Origin of the sequence: Micromonospora sp. NPDC005173, assembly GCF_040608515.1 — a bacterium.
Taxonomy (GTDB): Bacteria; Actinomycetota; Actinomycetes; order Mycobacteriales; family Micromonosporaceae; genus Micromonospora.
Genome location: NZ_JBEXIK010000078.1, coordinates 1 through 18,579, shown reverse-complemented (window position 1 = coordinate 18,579; position 18,579 = coordinate 1). Strand labels below are relative to the sequence as shown.

Below are 18,579 nucleotides of genomic sequence, written 5' to 3'. Positions count from 1 at the left end.
TAGTGCTTTGTTAGGTTCTGTGGCGTTTGTTGCGGTGTAACGGTTTCAGGGGTTGATGGCAGGTGATGCAGGCGCCGGTCCAGGTCGCGAGTAGTCGTTGCAGCTCGCGGATGACGGTGTAGAGGGTCAGGCCGGCGCAGCCGCTTTTGGGTCCAGGCGCAGTTCGGTGATGAACAGGTGCGCGGCGGTGGCCAGGGTGACGAGACCCCCTCGGCCACACCGACACCACGGAGCTGGCCATCGTGGTCGCCGGTCCGCTGGTGTTCCTCGTCGGCCGCACCGTGTACGCGCTGGTGGTGTTCCGGGCGATGCTGTGGCGGCTGCCGATCGGCGTGGTCGTCCTGTCGGTGGGGGCGCCGATGGCGCGGGGCCTGCCGCCGCTCGCGATCGCCGGGGCCATGACCTTTGGCATGATGGCGATCGCCTTCATCCCGCACTGGGGCAACCGGTGTACCGCACCCGCTGGCACATCCGTACCCGCTGGTGATCCGGCCGCCCACGGCCCCGCCGCCCTACGTATGAGGCAGATGCGCCGGCCGCGCCGGAGCAGCGGCTGTGACGCAGGTCACTCTGGATGAACTTTCACCCGCCGGTCACGTCCGGAGCACCCGGATACCTCTCGCGTTCATCTAGGGAGAATGATGCGGTCAGTTCGTACGTTATCGGCGCTGGCACTGGTGGTGCTGGGCGTCTCGGCGGCGGTTCCGGGAGGGTCGCCGGCGTCGGCGCAGCCCCGGGCCGCCAAGCCGGCGACCACACCCGCGGTCGCGTCCAAGCCCCGGACGGTCACTCTGCTCACCGGCGACACCGTCCACGTCAGCACCGTGAACGGCCAGACGGCTGTCAACGTCGTGCCGGGCAAGGGACGGGAACGGATCCCGTTCATCACCCACAGCGCCGGGGAGGACGTGCGGGTCATCCCCGCCGACGCCGTCGGCCTGCTCAACAGGGGCAAGCTCGACTCCCGGCTCTTCGACATCTCGATGCTGGTCGACTTCGGCTACGACGACACCCGGGCCACCCTGCCGCTCATCGTCCAGCACAGCAGCGCCGCCCCCGCCGGCCTCGCCGGCGCCCGGACCACCCGGGAACTCTCCGGGGCGAGCGCCGTCGCCCAGACCCGCGCGAACGCGGTGTCCTTCTGGAACAACGTCACGTCCGCCGCGAACGGCACCGAGCGGCAGCTGCGGGCCGGGTTCGACAAGATCTGGCTCGACGGGCTGCGCCACCCCACCCTCGACGTCAGCGTCCCGCTGACCGGCGCCCCGGAGGCCTGGAAGGCCGGCTGGACGGGTACAGGGGTGAAGGTCGGCGTGATCGACACCGGCGTCGACCAGACCCACCCCGACCTGGCCGGCCGCGTCGCCGCCGCCGAGAACTTCACCGCCGACCCGGACACCCTCGACCGGGTCGGCCACGGCACCCACGTCGCCTCCACCATCGCCGGCAACGCGGCCGCGTCGCAGGGCCGTTACAAGGGCATGGCGCCCGGCGCGACCCTCTACAGCGCCAAGGTCTGTGTCGAAGAGGGCTGCCCGGAGTCGGCGATCCTGGCCGGCATGACCTGGGCGGCGCAGCAGGGCGTCAAGGTCGCCAACATGAGCCTCGGCGGCCCGGACAGCCCAGAGACCGACCCGATCGAGGCGGCCGTGGCCGACCTCACCCACCGCTACGGCGTGCTCTTCGTCGTCGCCGCGGGCAACAGCGGCGAGGCCGGCGAGTCCACCGTGAACTCGCCCGGCAGCGTGGCCGAGGCGCTGACCGTGGGCGCCGTGACCAAGACGGGCGAACTGGCCTCTTTCTCGAGCCGGGGCCCGCGCGCGGGCGACGCCGGCATCAAGCCAGACATCACTGCGCCCGGCGTCGGCATCGTCGCCGCGCGCAGCTCGACCTCCGACATGCCGCCGGCCGACGAGAACCCGCAGTACACCAGCCTCAACGGCACCTCGATGGCGACTCCGCACGTGGCCGGCGCGGCGGCGATCCTGACCCAGCAGCACCCGGACTGGACGCCCGAGCGGATCAAGTCCACGCTGATGGCGGCCGCCCAGCCGAACACCGCCATCGGTGTCTACGAGCAGGGCGCCGGCTTCCTCAACGTCGCCCGGGCGACCCAGCAGAGCGTCACGGCGAGCCCGGTCAGCGTCGCCTTCGAGCGGAGCACCGCCGCGCAGAAGAGCACGGTCACCTACGCGAACAGCGGCTCTGCCGCCCTCACCCTGGCCGTCTCCCTGGACGCGAAGGACGCCGACGGCGCCCCGGCCCCGGCCGGCCTGTTCAGCCTCAGCGCCTCCTCGGTGACCGTCCCGGCCGGCGGCACGGCCACCGTGACCGTCAACGTGCAGGCCAGCGCCGGCCTGCCCGACCGCTACTTCGGCGGTGAGGTGACCGCCACCGGCGGCGGCGCGCAGGTGCAGACCCCGGTCGCGCTCGACGTCGCCCGCCACCAGCTGAGCCTCAAGCTCATCGGGCCGGACGGCGGAGCGCCCACGCCCGAGCAGGGCTGGGTGACCGTCCTGACCGACCTGGACCGGCAGAGCATCCTGGTGCTCGGCGACCCCTCGACCACCACGTACCGGATCCGCGCGGGCCGCTACCTGGCCCAGACGTACATGGAGAACGGCGACGCGAACTCCCCCCAGATCACCTCGATGGTGCGTCCGAGCCTCGACCTGACCAGGGACCAGGCGCTCACCGTGGACACCCGCCTGGCGAAGCCGATCGCAGTGTCGGTGCCGAACCCGAAGGCCACCGCGGTCTTCCAGGAGTCCGGCTGGACGATCCGGACCGAGCAGCCGCAGATCTGGGGCAGCAACGACCCGTACGGCGTGCTGATGAACGTCCCCTTCGAATACGTGCGGACCGCGCAGATCGGGGCCGGTAAGACCCAGGGCTTCGCCTCCTACGTCCACGGGATGTGGGGCCAGGTGGCCCAGGACGGCAGCCTGCACAACAGCCCTTACGTCTACCGGGTCTACCTCTACGAACCCGAGAAGATGATGACCGGGCTGACCCGCAAGCTGCGCGCGGACGACTTCGCCACGGTCCGCTCCCAGATCAGCGCGGACGTGGCCGGCGTGCCGGTTGCGCGGACCGCGGTCGCGCACGCGCCCGGCAACTCGCCGGTCTACCGCGACGAGCGCGTCGCCCCGCCGAGCTTCACCTACGACGTGCCGAGCACCGTCACCGAGTACTACAACCAGGACAAGAAGGCGGTGTGGCAGTCGACCTCGGCGCAGCTGGGGTACACCTATTACCAGTCGCCGTGGACCAGCTTCAAGCCCGGGCGCACGTACTCGGTGAAGTGGGCCAACGCGGTCGCCGGGCCGGTCTTCCCGGAGCCGAACTTCGGCCAGCAGTACGCCACCCGCTACTGGGGCGACACGATCGGCGGGCCGGGGCCGCTGCACGGTGACGGCGCTGGGCACATGGGCTTCCGGCACGTCGTCGGCGGCAGCGTGCAGGTGGACCTCTACCGCAACGGGGTCAAGATCGGCGACGCGAACGAGGCGCCCTGGGTGTGGGACGTGCCGGCGGAGGCAGGTGACTACCGGCTGGCCGCGACCTTCCGCAGCGACCCGGCGTTCACCCTGTCGACGGTGGTCGACGCGGAGTGGACCTTCAAGTCCGCGCACGTGAGCGACGGCAAGCTGGTGAAGCTGCCGATGACGGCGATCCGGTATACCCCGGAGCTCGACATCGACAACCGGGCACCGGCCGGCCGGCTGTTCGCGATCCCGGTCTCGCTCGACCGTCAGATCGGGGCGGGGCCGGGTCGGACCAAGACCTTGACCGTCGAGGCGTCCTTCGACGACGGCAAGACCTGGCGGAAGCTGTCCGTGCAGCGCTCCGGCGAGAAGGCGGTCGCCTGGGTGAACAACCCGGCCGGCACCGGCTTCGTCTCGCTGCGGGCCGCTGCGACGGACACCAGCGGTAACACGGTCAAGCAGACCGTCATCCGCGGCTACCGGTACTGAGGGTCGGCCCCGGACGCGGCGCCCGTCGGCGCCGCGTCCGGGTCACCGGTGCCAGAGCAGCCGGTCGCGGATCCGCCGGGCCATCGGCGAGTCCGTCCCGTCGAGCTCGGCGAGGGCCTCGCTCCACGCCTGCCCGGCCAGCGCCGGGTCGCCGTTGGCGGAGTGGAAGTCACCGATGGAGACGAGCACTTCCGCGGCGTGGTGGGCGGCCCAGGCGTTGCGGAAGGTGTCGATCGCCTGCTGCCAGGTCGCCATCGCGTGCGGCAGGTTGTCGATCATCGAGTACGTGTGCGCCAACCAGGCCTGGGCGGTGCCCACCCCGTGCAGATCGTCGAGGGCCTCGAACTGCCGCCGCGCCTCGATGAACATGCCCAGCGCCTCGGCGTGCCGGCCCAGCCAGCCCTGTGCCCGCGCGATGGCCAGCAGGGCGTTGGTCGCGCCCCGCGCGTTGCCTTCGGCGCGAAAGAGCGCCCGCGCAGCCTCGGCATGCTCGATCGCCTCGTGGTAGCGCCGCTGCTCCAGCCGGATCTCGGCGATGTTGTTCTCCACGTGACCCTGCTCGGTGCGCCGGCCGAGCCGGTCGAAGAGCGCCCGAGCGTGCTGCAGGTGCGACAGACCACGGTCCAGATCGGCCAGGAAATAGTAGGCGCCGGCGAGGCTGCGGTGCAGCTGGGCCTGGGCGGCGGGGTCGTCATCGGTCGCGGCGAGGCCGTTGCTCGCCACCGCCGCCCACTGCTTGAACTGCGCGGTGTCCTGGAAGAAGTTCTGCAGGGCCAACGCGATCAGCCAGGCCGTGCGAGGCCGGCCGCGCTCCTTGGCCCGCGCGACGATGTCGGTCAGCACCCGCTGCTCGGCGGCGAACCAGGCCATCGCGTCGGCCCGTCCGGTGAAGCCGCGGCCGGTGACCCCGAGCTCCGCCGGCTCCGGCGCCGGCAGCGGCACCTGCGGCTGCAGGGGCAGCTGAGCCGCGTACGCACTGAGCTGGTAGTAGTCGTAGACCCGCTCGATGGCAGCGTCCCGATCTGCCGCGTCGTCGTGCTCCTCGCCGAGTTCCACGGCATAGGCGCGCAACAGATCATGCATCCGCCAGCGGCCGTCTCCTGGCTGGACCAGCAGCTGCGCCCCGAGTTCGGCGAGCAGGCCGCGGGCGGAGCGCAGGGACACGCCGCCTAGGGCGGCCGCCGCTTCCGTGCTCAGCCCTCCGGCAGGGTGCAGGGGCAGCAGCCGGAAGAGCCGGGCCGCCTCGGGAGTCAGGGCCCGGTAGGACCAAGAGAAGATCGCTTCCAGATCGGCGTGCGCGTCCCCGAAGCCGGCCAGCCGGCCGTCGGCCTCGGCCAGCTCACCGGCGACCGCGGGCAGGCTGAGCCCGGGCCGGCCGACGCTGCGGGTGGCGACCAGCGCCAGGGCCAGCGGCAGCCGGCCGCAGCGCGCGATGATCTCGTCGACGGCGGCCGGGTCGGCGACCGCCGCGTGGCCGAGCCGGCGGGCGAGCAGCTCGCGGGCCTCGCCGTCGGTCAGCAGGTCGAGGTGCAGCGGGTGGGCGCCCGCCGGGCCGGTCACGTCGGTGATCCGGCGGCGGCTGGTGGCGATGACGAGACTGCCGCCGGTGCCGGGCAGCAGGTGCCGGATCTGGTCCCAGTCGCGGCAGTTGTCGAGCAGGATCAGCATCCGGCGCTCGGCCAGGATGCTGCGGTAGAGGCCGGCCTGGGCGTGCAGCTCGGACGGGATGGCGGCCGGCGCGACCCCGAGGGACCACAGGAAGCCGCGCAGCGCCTCCGCCGGTGTCATCACCGAGTCGCCGGAGTCGAAACCGCGCAGGTCCGCGTGCAACTGCCCATCGGGATACCTGGCGGCCAACTGCTGGGCCAGGTGCACCGCGAGGGTGGTCTTTCCGACGCCGGGCATTCCGTCGATGACCAGCGCGGTGGTCCGCCGGTCTTCGGCCAGCAGCCCCTCCGCTGCGGCCACGACGTCGCGGCGGCCGGTGAAGTAGGGGTGGTCGGCCGGCAGCTGCGCCGGCAGCTCGGCCCGGGTCGACGCCGGGGCGTCGTGGTCGAGCAGGCTGTCCCGGGCCGCGCGCAGGTCGCCGCCCGGCTGGATGCCGAGCTCGTCGGCGAGCCGGTGCTCGATGTCGGCATAAGCCGCGAGGGCCTCGGCCCGCCGGCCGTCCGCGGCGAGCGCGAGCAGCAGCCGCGCCTGCAGTGCCTCGTCCAGCGGCTCGTACTCGGCGGCCAGTCGAATCGCGGGCAGCACCGTGTGGACGTACCCGGCCCGCAAGGCGGCGTCGGTCGCCGCCCGGACGGCCGCGAAGCGCTCGCCGTCGACAGCGACGAACTCCGGATGGGTCCGGCCTCCGGTCTGCAGGCCCGAGGCGCACCGGTCGCGCCAGAGCGCCAGCGCCTCCTGGTAGAGCTCGACGGCCGGTTCGCCGGAGCTGTCAGCGGCCTGGGCGACCAGGCGCCGGAAACGCAGCAGGTCGAGCGACTCCCCGTCGATCCGCAGCTGGTATTCGGCGCCGTCGCGAATCAGCACCGAGCCGGCTGCCCGCGTCGGCAGGCCCGGCTCGAAGCGCCGCCGGAGCATCCCGACATGCCGGTGCACCACGTTGACCGCGCTGGGTGGGGGATCGGACTCCCAGAGCAGGTCGACGAGTTCGGCGACGCTGACTGCGCCGCCGGCCCGGGCGAGCAGTAACGCCAGGATCAGCCGCTGCTGCCGGGTGCCCAGGTCGATCTCGGACTGGCCGCGCCAAGCCCGTACCGGGCCGAGAACTGCGAAAGAGAGCGGGCTGGTCATCTTGATGCGATCCGTTTAGGGCTGGTTGCCACGATCGCCGCAGCATGGCAGGGCCCGCGCCGCGAGACGGGGCGCGCGTTGCGGCAATGTGATCTTCGACTCAGCGGACGAATCGCCGGCCGGCGAAGTCTTCCCTGCTCAGGCCGCCTTGAGGCCGGTGCGCAGGGCGCGTAGCGCATAGTGGGTCCGGGACTTCACCGTGCCGATCGGGACTCCCAGCCGGCCCGCGACCTCTTCCGGTGACCGCCCGACCAGGTAGACCTCGGAGAGCAGACTGCGCTGCGCCGGGCTCAGTCGGCCGAGCGCATGTTGCATGGCATGCGAGGCCAGCGCCGTTCCGGTGGTGTCGTCCCTGGCGGGGATCCAGCTCATGTCGACGAGATGGACCTCGGCCGGGCGGCCCCGCCGCAGCCGGACGCCGTCGATGACGAGCCGCCGGCCGACGGTGAAGAGCCACCGGCGGGCGGCATCGGGCTCGGCCGGCACCGAGTCGAGGTGGCGCCAGGCCCGCAACATCGTCTCCTGGAGCAGATCCTCGGCGGTCTGCCGCTGGCCGTGGGTCAGCACGAGCAGGAGTCGCAGCACGGCACGGGCGTGCTGCGCGTGCAGCGCGGTCATGCGCTCGGCCCGGCTGGCCGGTGATTCGTCGGGTGCCTGCAGCACGGTATCTCCCTCACACGCAGGAGCAACGGTGATTGAGGCAGGAGCCTAGGGACGATCGATGCGAATGGACTGACGCGTAAGTGCGGATCGAGTGCCGTCGCCGATCGCAATCGGTCACGGACGCGACGTGACCGCCGCGAGCAGGCCGGCCAGCCGCCGGCCGGTCCGGGTCTGTGCGTACGGGATCAGGGCCAGCGCCTCCCGCCACGCCTGCACCGCGGCGTCCTGCTCGCCGGTGGCGGCGAGGGCGTCGCCGAGCAGCGCCAACACCTCCGCGGCCGGCGCTGGCGCCGAGGCCTCCTGGTAGGCGACGGCCGCCTCGCGCCAGCAGTCGACCGCCGTGCCGAGCTCCCGGCGAGCGAAATGCGCCTGGCCGAGCACCTCCCACGCCTCGGCGATGCCCAGCCTGTACTGCGCTCCGCGCGACAGCGCCATCGCCTGCTCGGCGCAGCGCACGGCCTCTTCCGCCCGGCCCAGCTCGGCGTTGCTTCCGGCCATGATCACCAGAGTGTCTGCGAGCAGTTTGTCGTCGCCGACCGCCCGGGCCGGCCCCAGCGCCACGGCAAGCGTCCGGAGGACCTCCTCGTGTCGCCCCTGGGCGCCCAGGATCATCGCCCGGTTGATCCTGGCCCGGGGCTCGTCGGGCAGGCCGAGCCGGGCGAGCAGCTCGACCGCCCGATCGAGATGCCCGACCGCGGTCTCGTGCTCGCCCCGGAAGTAGGCCGCCCCGGCCAGGCTGCGGTGCATCCGGGCCTGCCCGACGAGGTCGCCGCCGGTCCGGGCGGCATCGAGGGCCACCTGGCCGGTCGTCGTCCATTCGGCCCACCGGCCGCTGCGGTCGAAGAAATGCTGCATGCCCAGGGCGAGCTGCCAGGCCTCGGTGTGCCGCCCCTGCCGGGCGGCCCGACCGACCAGCGCGATCAGGACCTGCCGCTCGGCGGCGAACCAGCGCATGGCGTCGCCGTGGCCGGCGAAGCGCAACGGGGTATCGCCCGGCCCCGGCTCGATCAGCGGATGGTACTCGGAGGTCAGCAGCCGTCGGTCCGCCTGATAGCAGGTGGCCCGGTAGAACTGCAGGCAACGCAGCTCCGCGGCGGCGCGCTCGGCCGGGCTGTCGATCTCCTCGCCGAGCTCCCTGGCGTAGGCCAGCAGCAGGTCGTGGGTGCGGTAGCGGCCCGGCAGTTCCTCGCTGATCAGGTGCGCTCGGCTCAGCTCGCCGATCAGCGCCCGCCCACTGCGCACCGAGACGCCGGCCAGGCCCGCCGCCCCGGCGATCGAGATGTCGGGGCCAGGATGGATCGGCAGCAGCCGGAACAGCCGGGCGGCCGGGGCGGAGAGTGCCTGGTAGGACCAGGAGAAGGCGCCACGCAGGCCGGTCTGCGGGTCGTCGCCGCCGAATCCGTCCAGGCTGCCGGGTGCGTGGGCCAGCTCGGCGGCGATCTGCGCCGGTGGCGTCCGCGGCAGGCTCGCCGCGCGGGCGGCCACCACGGCCAGCGCGAGCGGCAGCCGCCCGCAGCTGGCGATGATGGCGTCGATCGCGGCCGGGTCCGCCGCGACGGGGCCGGCAGCGAGCGGCCCGAGGAGCGCCGCGCGGGCCTCGTCGAGGCTCGGCAGACCGACCGGCAACGGGTGAGCGCCGGTCGTGGTCAACAGAGTGCTGAGCCGGCTGCGGCTGGTGACGATCACCAGACAGTCGGGGCTGCCGGGCAGCAGGTGCCGGATCTGTTCGGCGTCGCGGCAGTTGTCGAGCACGATTAGCAGGCGCCGGCCAGCAAGGCTGCTGCGGTACATGCCTGCCAGGGCGTGCAACTCGGCGGGAATGCCCTGCTGGGGCACCCCGAGCGAGCCGAGGAAGCCGCGCAGCGCCTCGGTCGGGCTCATCGCCTGGTCCCGCCCGTCGTACCCGCGCAGGTCGACATAGAGCTGCCCGTCCGGGTAGCCGGCGGCGAACTCGTGGGCGAGGTGGACGGCGAGGGCGGTCTTGCCGATCCCGGGCATGCCGTCGATCGCGAGCACCGCCGACCCGCCCGGGCGCGCGACCGCCGCGCGGGCCTCGGCGATGAGGTCGTCCCGGCCGCTGAAGAAGGGTAGGTCCGGCGGCAGCTGCGCGGGCCGGGGCAGTGGCGACGGTGACCCGGTGCGCGCCGGCCCGGTGCGCTGGTGCAGCAGCCGGTCGTACGCCTCCCGCAGCTCCTCGCCCGGATCGATGCCCAGGTCGTCGGCGAGCCGGCGGCGCACCACCTGGTACATCTCGACGGCCTCCGCCTGGCGGCCGTCGGCGGCGAGCGCGAGCAGCAACCGGCTCTGCAGCGACTCGTCGAGCGGGTGCTGCTCGGCGGCCTGCCGCAACGGCGCCAGCACCGCGCTCAGCCGGCCGCAGCGCTCGGCGGCGTCGGCGGCCTCGCGCACGGCCTGGGCGCGTTCGTCTTCCACAGCGAGGAACGCGGGATGCAGACGGGAGGCCGGCTCCAGGCCCGCGGCGCAGCGGCCGCGCCACAGCCGCAGTCCGTCGAGGGAATACCGCAGCGCCGACTCCGGGTCGCCGTCCTGCAAGCTCCGGCCGGCCAGCCGGCTCAGCGACCGGAACTTCAGCAGGTCAAGGGACTCCTCGTCGGCGCGCAGCCGATAGCCCGAGAGCTCCCGAAGGATGTGCCGGCCCGCCGACCGGTTGGGCAGGCCGGGCTCGAGCAGCCGCCGGAGCACCCCGACGTGCCGGTGCACGACGTTCGCGGCGCTGACCGGGGCCTCCTCGTCCCAGAGCAGGTCGACCAGCTCGGCCAGGGAGACCGGTGAACCGGCCCGGGCCAGTAGCAACGCGAGTACCAGGCGCTGCTGGCGGGCGCCCAGATGCAGCTCGGTGCCGGCGCGGACGACCCTGATCGAGCCGAGCACCGAGAAACCGATCGTCTCGCCCGCCTCCGCCCGCACACCGGCAACGGTAACCGGCCGATCAGCACCTGGAACTTGCGACCACGGGCCCAGGGACGAGGTCGAAGGCTCGCCTCCGGTAGGCCTGGCTTCCGGGTGCCGTCCCCGCCGCCTCAGCCCTCGGCGTCGTGGCCGGCCGCCGGGAGGCTGGCCACGCCATGGCGCAGCGCGGCTCTGAAATCCCGGTCGAGGTCCGGCCCGAGCTGCTCGTGTCGGCGTACCAACTGACGTGCCCAGGTAGGTACGAACAAACGTGCCCAGGTCAGGCGACGTTGGATTGGCCGTCGATGGCGATGAGGCGGTTCTTCAGCCGGTAGCTGGGTCCGTTGATCGCGACGACGTCACAGTGGTGCAGGAGGCGGTCGAGGATGGCGGTGGCGAGGACTTCGTCGCCGAAAACTTGGGCCCATTCGCCAAAGCTCTTGTTCGAGGTGAGCAGGGTGGAGCCTTTCTCGTATCGCTTCGAGATCACTTGGAAGACGAGGTTGGCTTGGGCGCGTTCGAGGGGCTGGTAGCCGACCTCGTCGATCACGAGGACGTTGGGCGTAGGTAGGTGTGCAGCTTGCGGGCCAGGCGTCCGATGGCGTCGGCGGCGGTGAGGTGGCGGACCATGTCGTCGAGGCTGGTGAAGTAGCGGTAGACGCGTCGCATGACGGTGTGGATCAGCCGGGTGTCGTCTTCGGTTGCCCGGAAGATTCGTGGCGGGGTGTCGGTGACGTCGGCCAGGACGAGCCAGCCGCCGGGGCGCAGTCGGGCGATCATTTGCTCCAGTGCCTCGGCCGGGTGCGGCAGTGCGCCGTGCAGCCATCGGGCAACGACGACATCGAAGTTGTCGGACTCGCCGGGAAGGTCGTCACCGTTCAGGTCCCGCTGATAGACGTCGATGATGCGCGTTGGGTTGAGGTAGCTGGTGTCCTTGTCGACCGCGGTGACCCTGCCGTGGGGGCCGACGAGGCGGGCCAGGTAGGCGGTGACCTCGCCGCCGCCCGCGCCGATTTCCAGGACGCGCTGGCCGGGTTGAATGTCGAGTCGGTCCAGTTCCTGCCGGATGATCGGGTCGAGCAGTACACGCAGTCGGGCAGGGCGCAGTTGGCCGCTATGAGTAGTGGTCATCGCGGTGATTCCTTTCCTGGTTCGAGTTCGGGCGTGCAGGTGGGCAAGCCACAAACGGGAACGGCGGGGCGTCTCCCGTTGGTCCGGGGAGGCCACGGGCGGCGTGTTGGTGGCGGGTGGCTCTCAATAGCGGTGGGGCGCGTGGGTGTGGGTGAGCAGGAGCAGGTAGACGCGTGTGCGCCAGCCGGTCGGCGTGAGGATGGCGCGTTCGTAGGCCAAGACGCCCCCGGTGCTTGCGTGCAGGATCAGCAGCCGCTCACGGCCGATGTCGCTGGTGGCGGCTACGGCGATGCCGGTGCGGCCGACGTGGCCGAGCGTGCTGGGGTGTGTGGTCATCCCGGTGGTGTCTGCGAGGGCCTGTGCGGCGAGGGCGCGTTGCGGCGGGCCGGGGCTGTGCCAGGTGGCGAGCGCGGCGAGACCGGCCACGAGTCCTATGGTCCTGTTGATCTGCGCGTCCTGCAGGCTCGACTGGGCGCGGAGCCAATCGGTGCTGCGGTAGGTGTGGAACAGATTTCTGTTGTGTAGCCACCCTGGCGGCCAGAAGTCGTGCGTGACGGCAACCCCAAAGTTCGGGTGCTGGGTCATCAGCGCGGCACCGGAGTCGTCGTCGGCGTACCAGCGCACGATGTCCCGCGTGGTCTGCTCGCCTTCGTTGTCGTACCAGGCGCGGTGGTGGACCAGATTGAATCGGCCGACCGCCGAATCGCAGGGGTCCGCTGCTGTCTGGCGCGCTAGGTGGAGCAGGATCGGGCGCGCCGGTTGGCCAGGCCGCAGCATCGTCGCCATCGGGGTGGCGCGGTGCCGGCGAGATCATCGTTCGGCGACGGCACGTCGCAACCGTCAGACGGGGCGAGTAGAAGCGGCGACTCTTGACTGGGCGGCGGGGGCACCTGCCCGGCGATGAGGGCAGTGACGAGGATGGCCACCCCGACTTTCCCGCGATATGCCCACCGGCCAGAGGCGGCGACGGACGACAAAGACGCAGTGCGGGTGTCCACACCGCCCGAAAGGACAGCACGCGGTGCGGCCATGGCATCGCCGGGACGGCTCTGGGCGCCGGTGGGGATGGGGCTCACAACGTCCTACTCGGGACTGATAGACCGTCCCGTCGCGCCCGGGGTCGCGGGATCAACTGTGGTGGTGCGGTGGCGGTGAGGTCGGCGACGAAGGCGTCGACCTGGCCGTGGGTGACGCCGGGCGTGCAGATGAGATTGAGCCCGAGGTGCTGGAGCAGCGCCCGGGCGGTGGCGACGCGGTCGGTGTCAGCGGTCATCGGGACTCTTCGAGGATGCGGGCGTGTAGGTCCGCCAGGACCGCCGCGATGGTGTGTGAGGGGTGCACGACGAACAGATCCCGGCCGGGGAGAGCGGCCAGGAGCACCGGATCACCGGGAGCGATGCCACAGAAGTGGCGGGCCGCGGCCGGCAGGGGCAGTTCCTGACGGGTGCCCACCACGTGCGCACCGTCGGGCGCCGGGGTGATGAGCACGGCGGCGTGCACGACGTCGACGTGCAGGGCGAGGCCGGGAGTCCAGCCCAGGGCGCGCAGCAACGGGCGGGCGGTCACTCGACCGGCGGCATCAGGGCGGGCCACATCGAACAGCACGTCGTTGGATGCCTGAACCGCAGGTGGGGGCAATGTCGGCAGGGGCGCTGGCTCCGGCGGTCTGACCGGTAGCGGGCTGGGGATGAGCGCCTCGACGAGCTGCTCGAGGTCCCGGCGTTGAGGGGGGCGTCGGCGGTTCATGGTCGCCGCCAGCAGCGGGGTCTCGCCGGTCTCAGCGCAGGGGGAAGCGCCCCCGATGTTCGCTATGAGCATGGGTGCTTCGTGACTTCGTCAGGCGAGACGCGAGGATCGGTTGATCTCTCGCGAATCTCCACGAAAACCGGTGTCCGAGGGGCGAGACGACCCATTGCCCCACCGCCGATTACGCTCGGCACGACTCTCGAGCTCACGCAAATCTAGCGACACCGTGGACATCAACTGGAGCGACCGCACGGTTGTCAAGGCCGGGGCAGAAACCGGTCTCGACCGGGAGTTGTATCTGCCCCGCGGCTGGTGCGACGACTTCCTCGAGGAGCTCACCGAGGTAGTTCAGCAGGAACCCGTTGACTTCGGCCGAAAGCGTCTGATCTGGATCTTCTTCGCTGGCATCTCAAGGGTAGGTTCCGAAGTTAAGCCTTGCCCGCAGTCGGCCTCAACAGGACGACCGGCGAATGCTCGCGGTGGCTTTCTCCATCCGCGGACATGCAGCTCGGCGATGCCGCTGGCAGCCGCTCCGTCCCCCATCCATAGTGGTTGCCCGCTCGGCGGATGTGATACGCGGTCCGGACGGGCGACACTGGCGAGATGTCAGCGAGGGGACACTGACCGTGATCGCACCGTCGATCGCCGTAGAGGGCCCGGCCTGGGGCGAGCCGGGGCTGACGGCGCGTGCCGGCCGATACCCGTTGGCCGTGGAGGCGCCGGTCATGGCGGGCGTCGACATCCTGGTCCCCGGCGTCTCCACGCTGAGCCACTACGCCCGCTACTACGCCCTCTACTGGGCGCTGGCCGCCCACGCGGAGGCCACCGGCCTGGACGAACAGCGGTGCCGGTGGCTAATCCGGCGGACCGAGGTGGCGCTCGCGGTGATCTCCCGGGCCGCCGGCACGGACGGTCCGGATCCGGCGCCGGCGCACGGCGTGGACGCCCTGGTCCGGCTCGCCTCGGAGCCGGGCCGCGAGTTCAGCGTCGCCGACCGTGAGGGCCAGCGGTCCTACTCGCCCCGGGCCTGGGGTTTCTGGTCCCAGTACGGCGGGTCGAGCATCAAGTTGGGCACCGTGACGGTGGATCGAGGCGCGCTGCGCAGCGGCCGGCACCCCTGCCCGCCGTCGATCGTCGACATGTTCGCCCCGCTGTTCGAGATCGCCGAACGCGACGCCGGGGTGCAGGAGCCGGCGGCGCTGGCCGGCCGGCCCGAGGACCTCAGCGCGCTGACCGCGCTGATGACCGCGACCGTCGCCGGCCGGCACGACCCGGACGACTGGACCGGCGACGACCAGACCCGCCGGGCGACCCTGCGGATCCTCGCCCGCGCCTGCCAGCTGCACCCGGCCATGCCGACCTGGGTGGGGGCGTTCCGAAAGGCCGTCGCGTACGGGGCGGCGGCGCGTGAGGACTCGGTGCTCGCCGGTGACGACCGGACCCAGGCGTGGCGGGGTGTCCTGCTGCGCCACCACTCCGTGGGTGCGTGGCGTCACCTCTGGGCCGCCCTGGTCGGCGAGGTGCACCGCAACGGGCCGGTCACCCGGGAGCACCTGCGCGACTGGTTCGCCGACCAGCTCCCCGCCGGCACGGTCGCCGGCTTGGAGGCGGGGCTGCCCGACCTCGTGGACGGCCGCGGTGATCCGCTCCCCGCGGAACTGGCCCTGCGGGAGGACGAGACGCTTACCGCCAAGGTGGCGCTGCTGCTGCTCGGCGCACGGCGGGCGGACCTGCTCACCGGGACCGCCCGGCGCTACTTCCTCGGTCGTCGGCGGGCCTACCTGGACCCGTCGTGGGTGGCGCAGCGCCGCACCGAGTACGTCGACTGGCCGCTGCGCGACCTGGGTCGCCAGCTGGTCGACGACATGCTCGCCCAGTCCCGGCGGGTGGCGCTGCGCAAGGCGAAGGTCCACCGTGGCGGCACGATGTCGATGCCCAGCCGGTTGCACGAACGCGGTGGAGCGTACGTGGCGGCCACTCGGGAGAGCCGGGACAACATCGGGCTGCGGATCAATCAGCTCGCCGGGCTCGCCGTCCAGCTGGGGCTGCTCACCCCGGAGGTGCACCAGCCCGTTACCCCGCTCGGACTGGCCCTGCTGGACGTGGCACGGTGACCGACGAGGTGCAGTGGTCGTTCCGGTCGCCGCTCAGCCTGCTCGAACGGTGGCGGGACCGGTTCGACGGGGCCCGGCTGCGGGAGCTCCTGGTCACCGGGTACACCCTCGACCTGGGGTTCCTGGAGCGGTTCGCGGTGCCCACCGCCCGGGCGCTCGGCGCGCGGATAACCGTGCTGGCCGACGCTGGGCAGGCGGTGCACGACCCGGTGGACGTGCGGCGCGCGGGTCTGGCGTACCAGCACGGCCACGCGGTCTCCCGGGGCGCGTTCCATCCGAAGCTGGCCGTCCTGCTCGGCGACGACGACGTGTGGGTGGCAGTCGGCTCCGGCAACCCGACGGCCTCGGGTTGGGGCCACAACCGCGAGGTGTGGCTCACCGCCCGCAGCCGCCTCGGCCGTGGCCCACGGCTGCTGCACGATGTGGCGGATTGGCTGGTGGACCTGCCTACGGTTGTGGCCGTACCGAGCTGGATCGCCCTGACCCTCCGGGAAGTCGCCGGGCGGATGCGCCCGGTGGAGGTCGATGAGGGCTGGTCGCAGGTCCGGGTGGTCGGCAACCTGCGCGGTTCGCTGCTCGGTCGCCTGCCCACCGACGCGGTGGCGGAGCTGCGCCTCGCCGCGCCGTTCTACGACCCGCAGGCTGCGGCCGTGCGCGCGCTCGTCAACCGGATGAAACCCCACGCGGTACGCGTCGCGGTGCAGCCCGCCTTCGGCCGGTTCGAGGGCGGCGCACTGCTGCGGGCGACCGAGCCGGCGGTGGAGCGCGAGTTCCGGGTGCTGGCGGCCGGCCCGGCGCTGCACGGCAAGGTGGTCGAGTGGACGACGCCCGCCGGGGTGACCCACGGCCTGACCGGGAGCGCCAACATCACCGCCGCGGCGCTGCTGCGCAGCACCGAGCACGGCGGCAACTGTGAGCTGGCCGTGCTGGCACCCCACCCAGTGTCACTCCTTCCCGAGGGTGAGGAGCCGAGTGAGGCGGCGATGGCCCAGCTGCGGGCGGGCCGGAGCACGAGCGTGGCGGGGAGCCCGGCACCGGTCCTGCTGGGCTGCGCCGTCGTCGACGGGACGCTGCTGGTGGAGCTGGCCGCCCCAGTCACCGGACGGGTGGTGGTGGAGACCTCGCCCTCCGGTGAGCCCGGCACCTGGCAGGCTATGGGCGTCATTCCGGTCGGCCAGGCCACGGCCCGCTTCGTGCTGACGGAGGTGACCGGTGGCGCGGTGCGCACGGTCGTCGACGTCGGCAGCGTACGGGTGGAGTCGGCGGCCGTCTTCGTCACCGATCCGTCCCGGTGCCGACCGGTACGGGACGCGGACGACGCGCCGCGCCTCGGCCGGGGAACGCCCTACGAGGCGATCGAGGTGTTCACCGATCCGGCGCTCGCCGCGCGGTTTACCGCCGACCTGGAACGGCTGACCACGCTCGTGCCGCCCCGGCCCCGCACCCCGTCGGCCCCCTCGGACCGGCAGGGGGTCGACGTCCGCACCGACAGCGACCGCTGGCGGGACTACCTGGAGGACTCCGACCGCGTGCTGGGACCGGATTTGTCCCGCCTCGTCTTCCCGCGCCGCCCACCGACGGTGGGCGACCGTCGGTCGAGCTTTGTCGTCGACGACGTACGCGAGGACGAGCCGACCGAGAAGGAGGCCGACATCGCGCCCGACGCGCCGACGGGCGACGACCCTGCGGCGGACGGCAACCTCCTCGACCGGCTGACCGCGAGCGAGCGGGCCCGCTACCGGGACTTCGCCACCCGGTGGGCGGAGGCGGTCAGCACGCCGACGGTGGACAGCGACCGTGGGTCGCTGCCACCGATGCACCTGCGGATGCTCGCCGCGTCGATGTACCTCACGCTGCTCGCCGAAGGCATGTGGCGCGACGACGGCTGGCGTACCGATCTGCGGTGGCTGGCGTGGGCGCTGGTGCCCGACGACAACGCCCTGGACGAGCTGCCGGCCGAAGCCTTCGCGCACCTGTACGCGTGGCTCGCCCTGGTAGTGGCGACCCTGCGGGAAGGCGCGCGACTGCACGGCAGCCAGGACGCGGACGCGCTGGTGACCGCGGCCTGGCGGGACGCCGCCGAGTGGGTGGCCGAGACCGACCTCGCGCTGGCCGAGGCTCTGCTGCTGCCGGCCGGGCACCTGTTCGCCGTGGTGGCGAGTGCGTCCGCGCTGCGGGAGACCGTCGAGCTCGCGCGCGGCGCCAAGGACGACCCGTACGCCGAGGCCCGGTCGGCGTTCGCCGATGCCGGGCTGGCCGTACGCCTCGAGGAGGGTGTCTGGCGACTCGACGGTGTCACCGGCAACCCGCAGCGGGCCGCCGCCGACGTGGTGACCACGGTGGGGCGGGTTAGCGGCCGAGCGGCGGTGGCGGTGGCCTGCACCGGAAACCGTGCGGTGCTGGTCGCCTGCGACGACCGGATCATGCTGCTGGTCGACTCGCGCACGGCGATGTGGTCGGTGTACGAGCTGTCCTCCGTGCGTACGCCGCTCTCCCTCGTCGCCGGTGCGGTGGGCGGGCCCCCCTCCGGGGCCCGCACCCGTCGTCCGCTGCGCACCCCACCTCCGCAGGTAAGCGAGCTGGGCCAGCTGCTCGGTGTGGACCTCGCCGCCACGGCCGCCGGCCTGAAATCCTGACGTCACGGGCACGACGGTGGCCCCTGCCGTGCCCGGTCGGACTGCCACGTGTGCAGGGCGTGACCCTGCAAAACATCAACGGGGGGTCCGAAGAACGCGTTCTGGACATCGGCTTCGTGCGGTCGCGAGACCCCGAGACGGTGCTTACCGGCTTCGCTGCATCCTGCGACGTCCTGCATGTGATGGCTCATGGCGACCACGCTGTCACTCCGATGTTGATCGGCTCGGACGGCACGGTCAGCATCTCGCTTGAGCATCTGGGCGAAGCTGCGGCAGGCCAGAGCTGGGGCATCTCTAGCGGGCGCCATCATCGCGGACGGCTGCAAGACGGGCACCGGCGTGTGGCAGAAGGCGGTGCAGGACTGCCTACAGGGTAAAGTGACCTACATCGGCACCTCTGCGCTCATTGGTTGGCACGAGAGCGGGTCTTCTGCTCCACGTTCTACGGTGCGCTGTTTCGTGACGTGGGCAGGGGTATGACCCCGGCCGAGCAGGCCCGGGACTACGCTGAACGCGCCATCAGGGCGTACACGCTGCTGACCGACAAGAGTTGCCCGTACCGCGTGATGACGTTGAAGCCAGCAAGCGAGCACAAGTGCTGCTCGC

Annotated in this window: 12 protein-coding genes and 2 pseudogenes; 6 read left to right on the top strand and 8 right to left on the bottom strand. The window is 72.2% G+C overall.

Going from position 1 to position 18,579, the window contains the following annotated elements:
• Positions 1-242: 242 nt before the first annotated feature.
• Both ABZV00_RS36740 and ABZV00_RS36735 read left to right on the top strand, forming a co-directional pair.
• Positions 243-578: a hypothetical protein gene (locus ABZV00_RS36740; protein ID WP_355614942.1), complete on the top strand. Its 336-nt coding sequence runs from the start codon at positions 243-245 to the stop codon at positions 576-578.
• Positions 579-641: 63 nt separating this feature from the next.
• On the top strand, positions 642-3,977 hold the full coding sequence (locus ABZV00_RS36735; protein WP_355614940.1) for a S8 family serine peptidase: 3,336 nt from the start codon (positions 642-644) through the stop codon (positions 3,975-3,977).
• Between the two features lie 42 nt (positions 3,978-4,019).
• Here ABZV00_RS36735 and ABZV00_RS36730 read toward each other — a convergent pair whose 3' ends face one another.
• From ABZV00_RS36730 to ABZV00_RS36695, 8 genes and pseudogenes are all read right to left on the bottom strand, one after another.
• Positions 4,020-6,773, bottom strand: a complete 2,754-nt coding sequence (locus ABZV00_RS36730) for a BTAD domain-containing putative transcriptional regulator (RefSeq protein WP_355614938.1) — start codon at positions 6,771-6,773, stop codon at positions 4,020-4,022.
• Between the two features lie 138 nt (positions 6,774-6,911).
• A complete protein-coding gene (locus ABZV00_RS36725; protein WP_355614935.1) occupies positions 6,912-7,436 on the bottom strand; it encodes a sigma-70 family RNA polymerase sigma factor in 525 nt (174 codons plus the stop codon).
• A 114-nt stretch (positions 7,437-7,550) separates the two neighbouring features.
• Positions 7,551-10,364: a BTAD domain-containing putative transcriptional regulator gene (locus tag ABZV00_RS36720; RefSeq protein ID WP_355614933.1), complete on the bottom strand. Its 2,814-nt coding sequence runs from the start codon at positions 10,362-10,364 to the stop codon at positions 7,551-7,553.
• Between the two features lie 262 nt (positions 10,365-10,626).
• Positions 10,627-10,908, bottom strand: a pseudogene (locus ABZV00_RS36715) (ATP-binding protein); the annotation flags it as partial.
• Positions 10,893-11,477 carry a methyltransferase domain-containing protein gene (locus tag ABZV00_RS36710; RefSeq protein ID WP_355614930.1) on the bottom strand — a complete coding sequence of 195 codons (585 nt, stop codon included), beginning with the start codon at positions 11,475-11,477 and terminating at the stop codon, positions 10,893-10,895. The pseudogene ABZV00_RS36715 and the gene ABZV00_RS36710, both read right to left, overlap by 16 nt.
• 123 nt (positions 11,478-11,600) lie before the next feature.
• Complete coding sequence (locus ABZV00_RS36705; RefSeq protein WP_355614927.1) at positions 11,601-12,263, bottom strand: hypothetical protein; 663 nt, start codon at positions 12,261-12,263, stop codon at positions 11,601-11,603.
• A 286-nt stretch (positions 12,264-12,549) separates the two neighbouring features.
• The gene (locus tag ABZV00_RS36700) at positions 12,550-12,750 is read right to left on the bottom strand and encodes a hypothetical protein (RefSeq protein ID WP_355614924.1); all 201 of its coding nucleotides are present in this window, start codon (positions 12,748-12,750) and stop codon (positions 12,550-12,552) included.
• On the bottom strand, positions 12,747-13,082 hold the full coding sequence (locus ABZV00_RS36695) for a hypothetical protein (protein ID WP_355614921.1): 336 nt from the start codon (positions 13,080-13,082) through the stop codon (positions 12,747-12,749). The genes ABZV00_RS36700 and ABZV00_RS36695 overlap by 4 nt, the downstream gene beginning before the upstream one ends.
• Before the next feature lie 767 nt (positions 13,083-13,849).
• Between ABZV00_RS36695 and ABZV00_RS36690 the strand changes: the two genes are divergently transcribed.
• The 4 genes and pseudogenes from ABZV00_RS36690 to ABZV00_RS36675 all read left to right on the top strand — a co-directional run.
• On the top strand, positions 13,850-15,337 hold the full coding sequence (locus ABZV00_RS36690; protein ID WP_355614918.1) for a hypothetical protein: 1,488 nt from the start codon (positions 13,850-13,852) through the stop codon (positions 15,335-15,337).
• The gene (locus ABZV00_RS36685; RefSeq protein WP_355614915.1) at positions 15,334-17,973 is read left to right on the top strand and encodes a hypothetical protein; all 2,640 of its coding nucleotides are present in this window, start codon (positions 15,334-15,336) and stop codon (positions 17,971-17,973) included. Before ABZV00_RS36690 ends, ABZV00_RS36685 begins: the two co-directional genes overlap by 4 nt.
• Before the next feature lie 59 nt (positions 17,974-18,032).
• Entirely contained in the window at positions 18,033-18,350 is a 318-nt protein-coding gene (locus ABZV00_RS36680; protein WP_355614912.1) for a hypothetical protein, read from the top strand.
• 33 nt (positions 18,351-18,383) lie between these two features.
• Positions 18,384-18,579: pseudogene (locus tag ABZV00_RS36675) on the top strand (hypothetical protein); the annotation flags it as partial.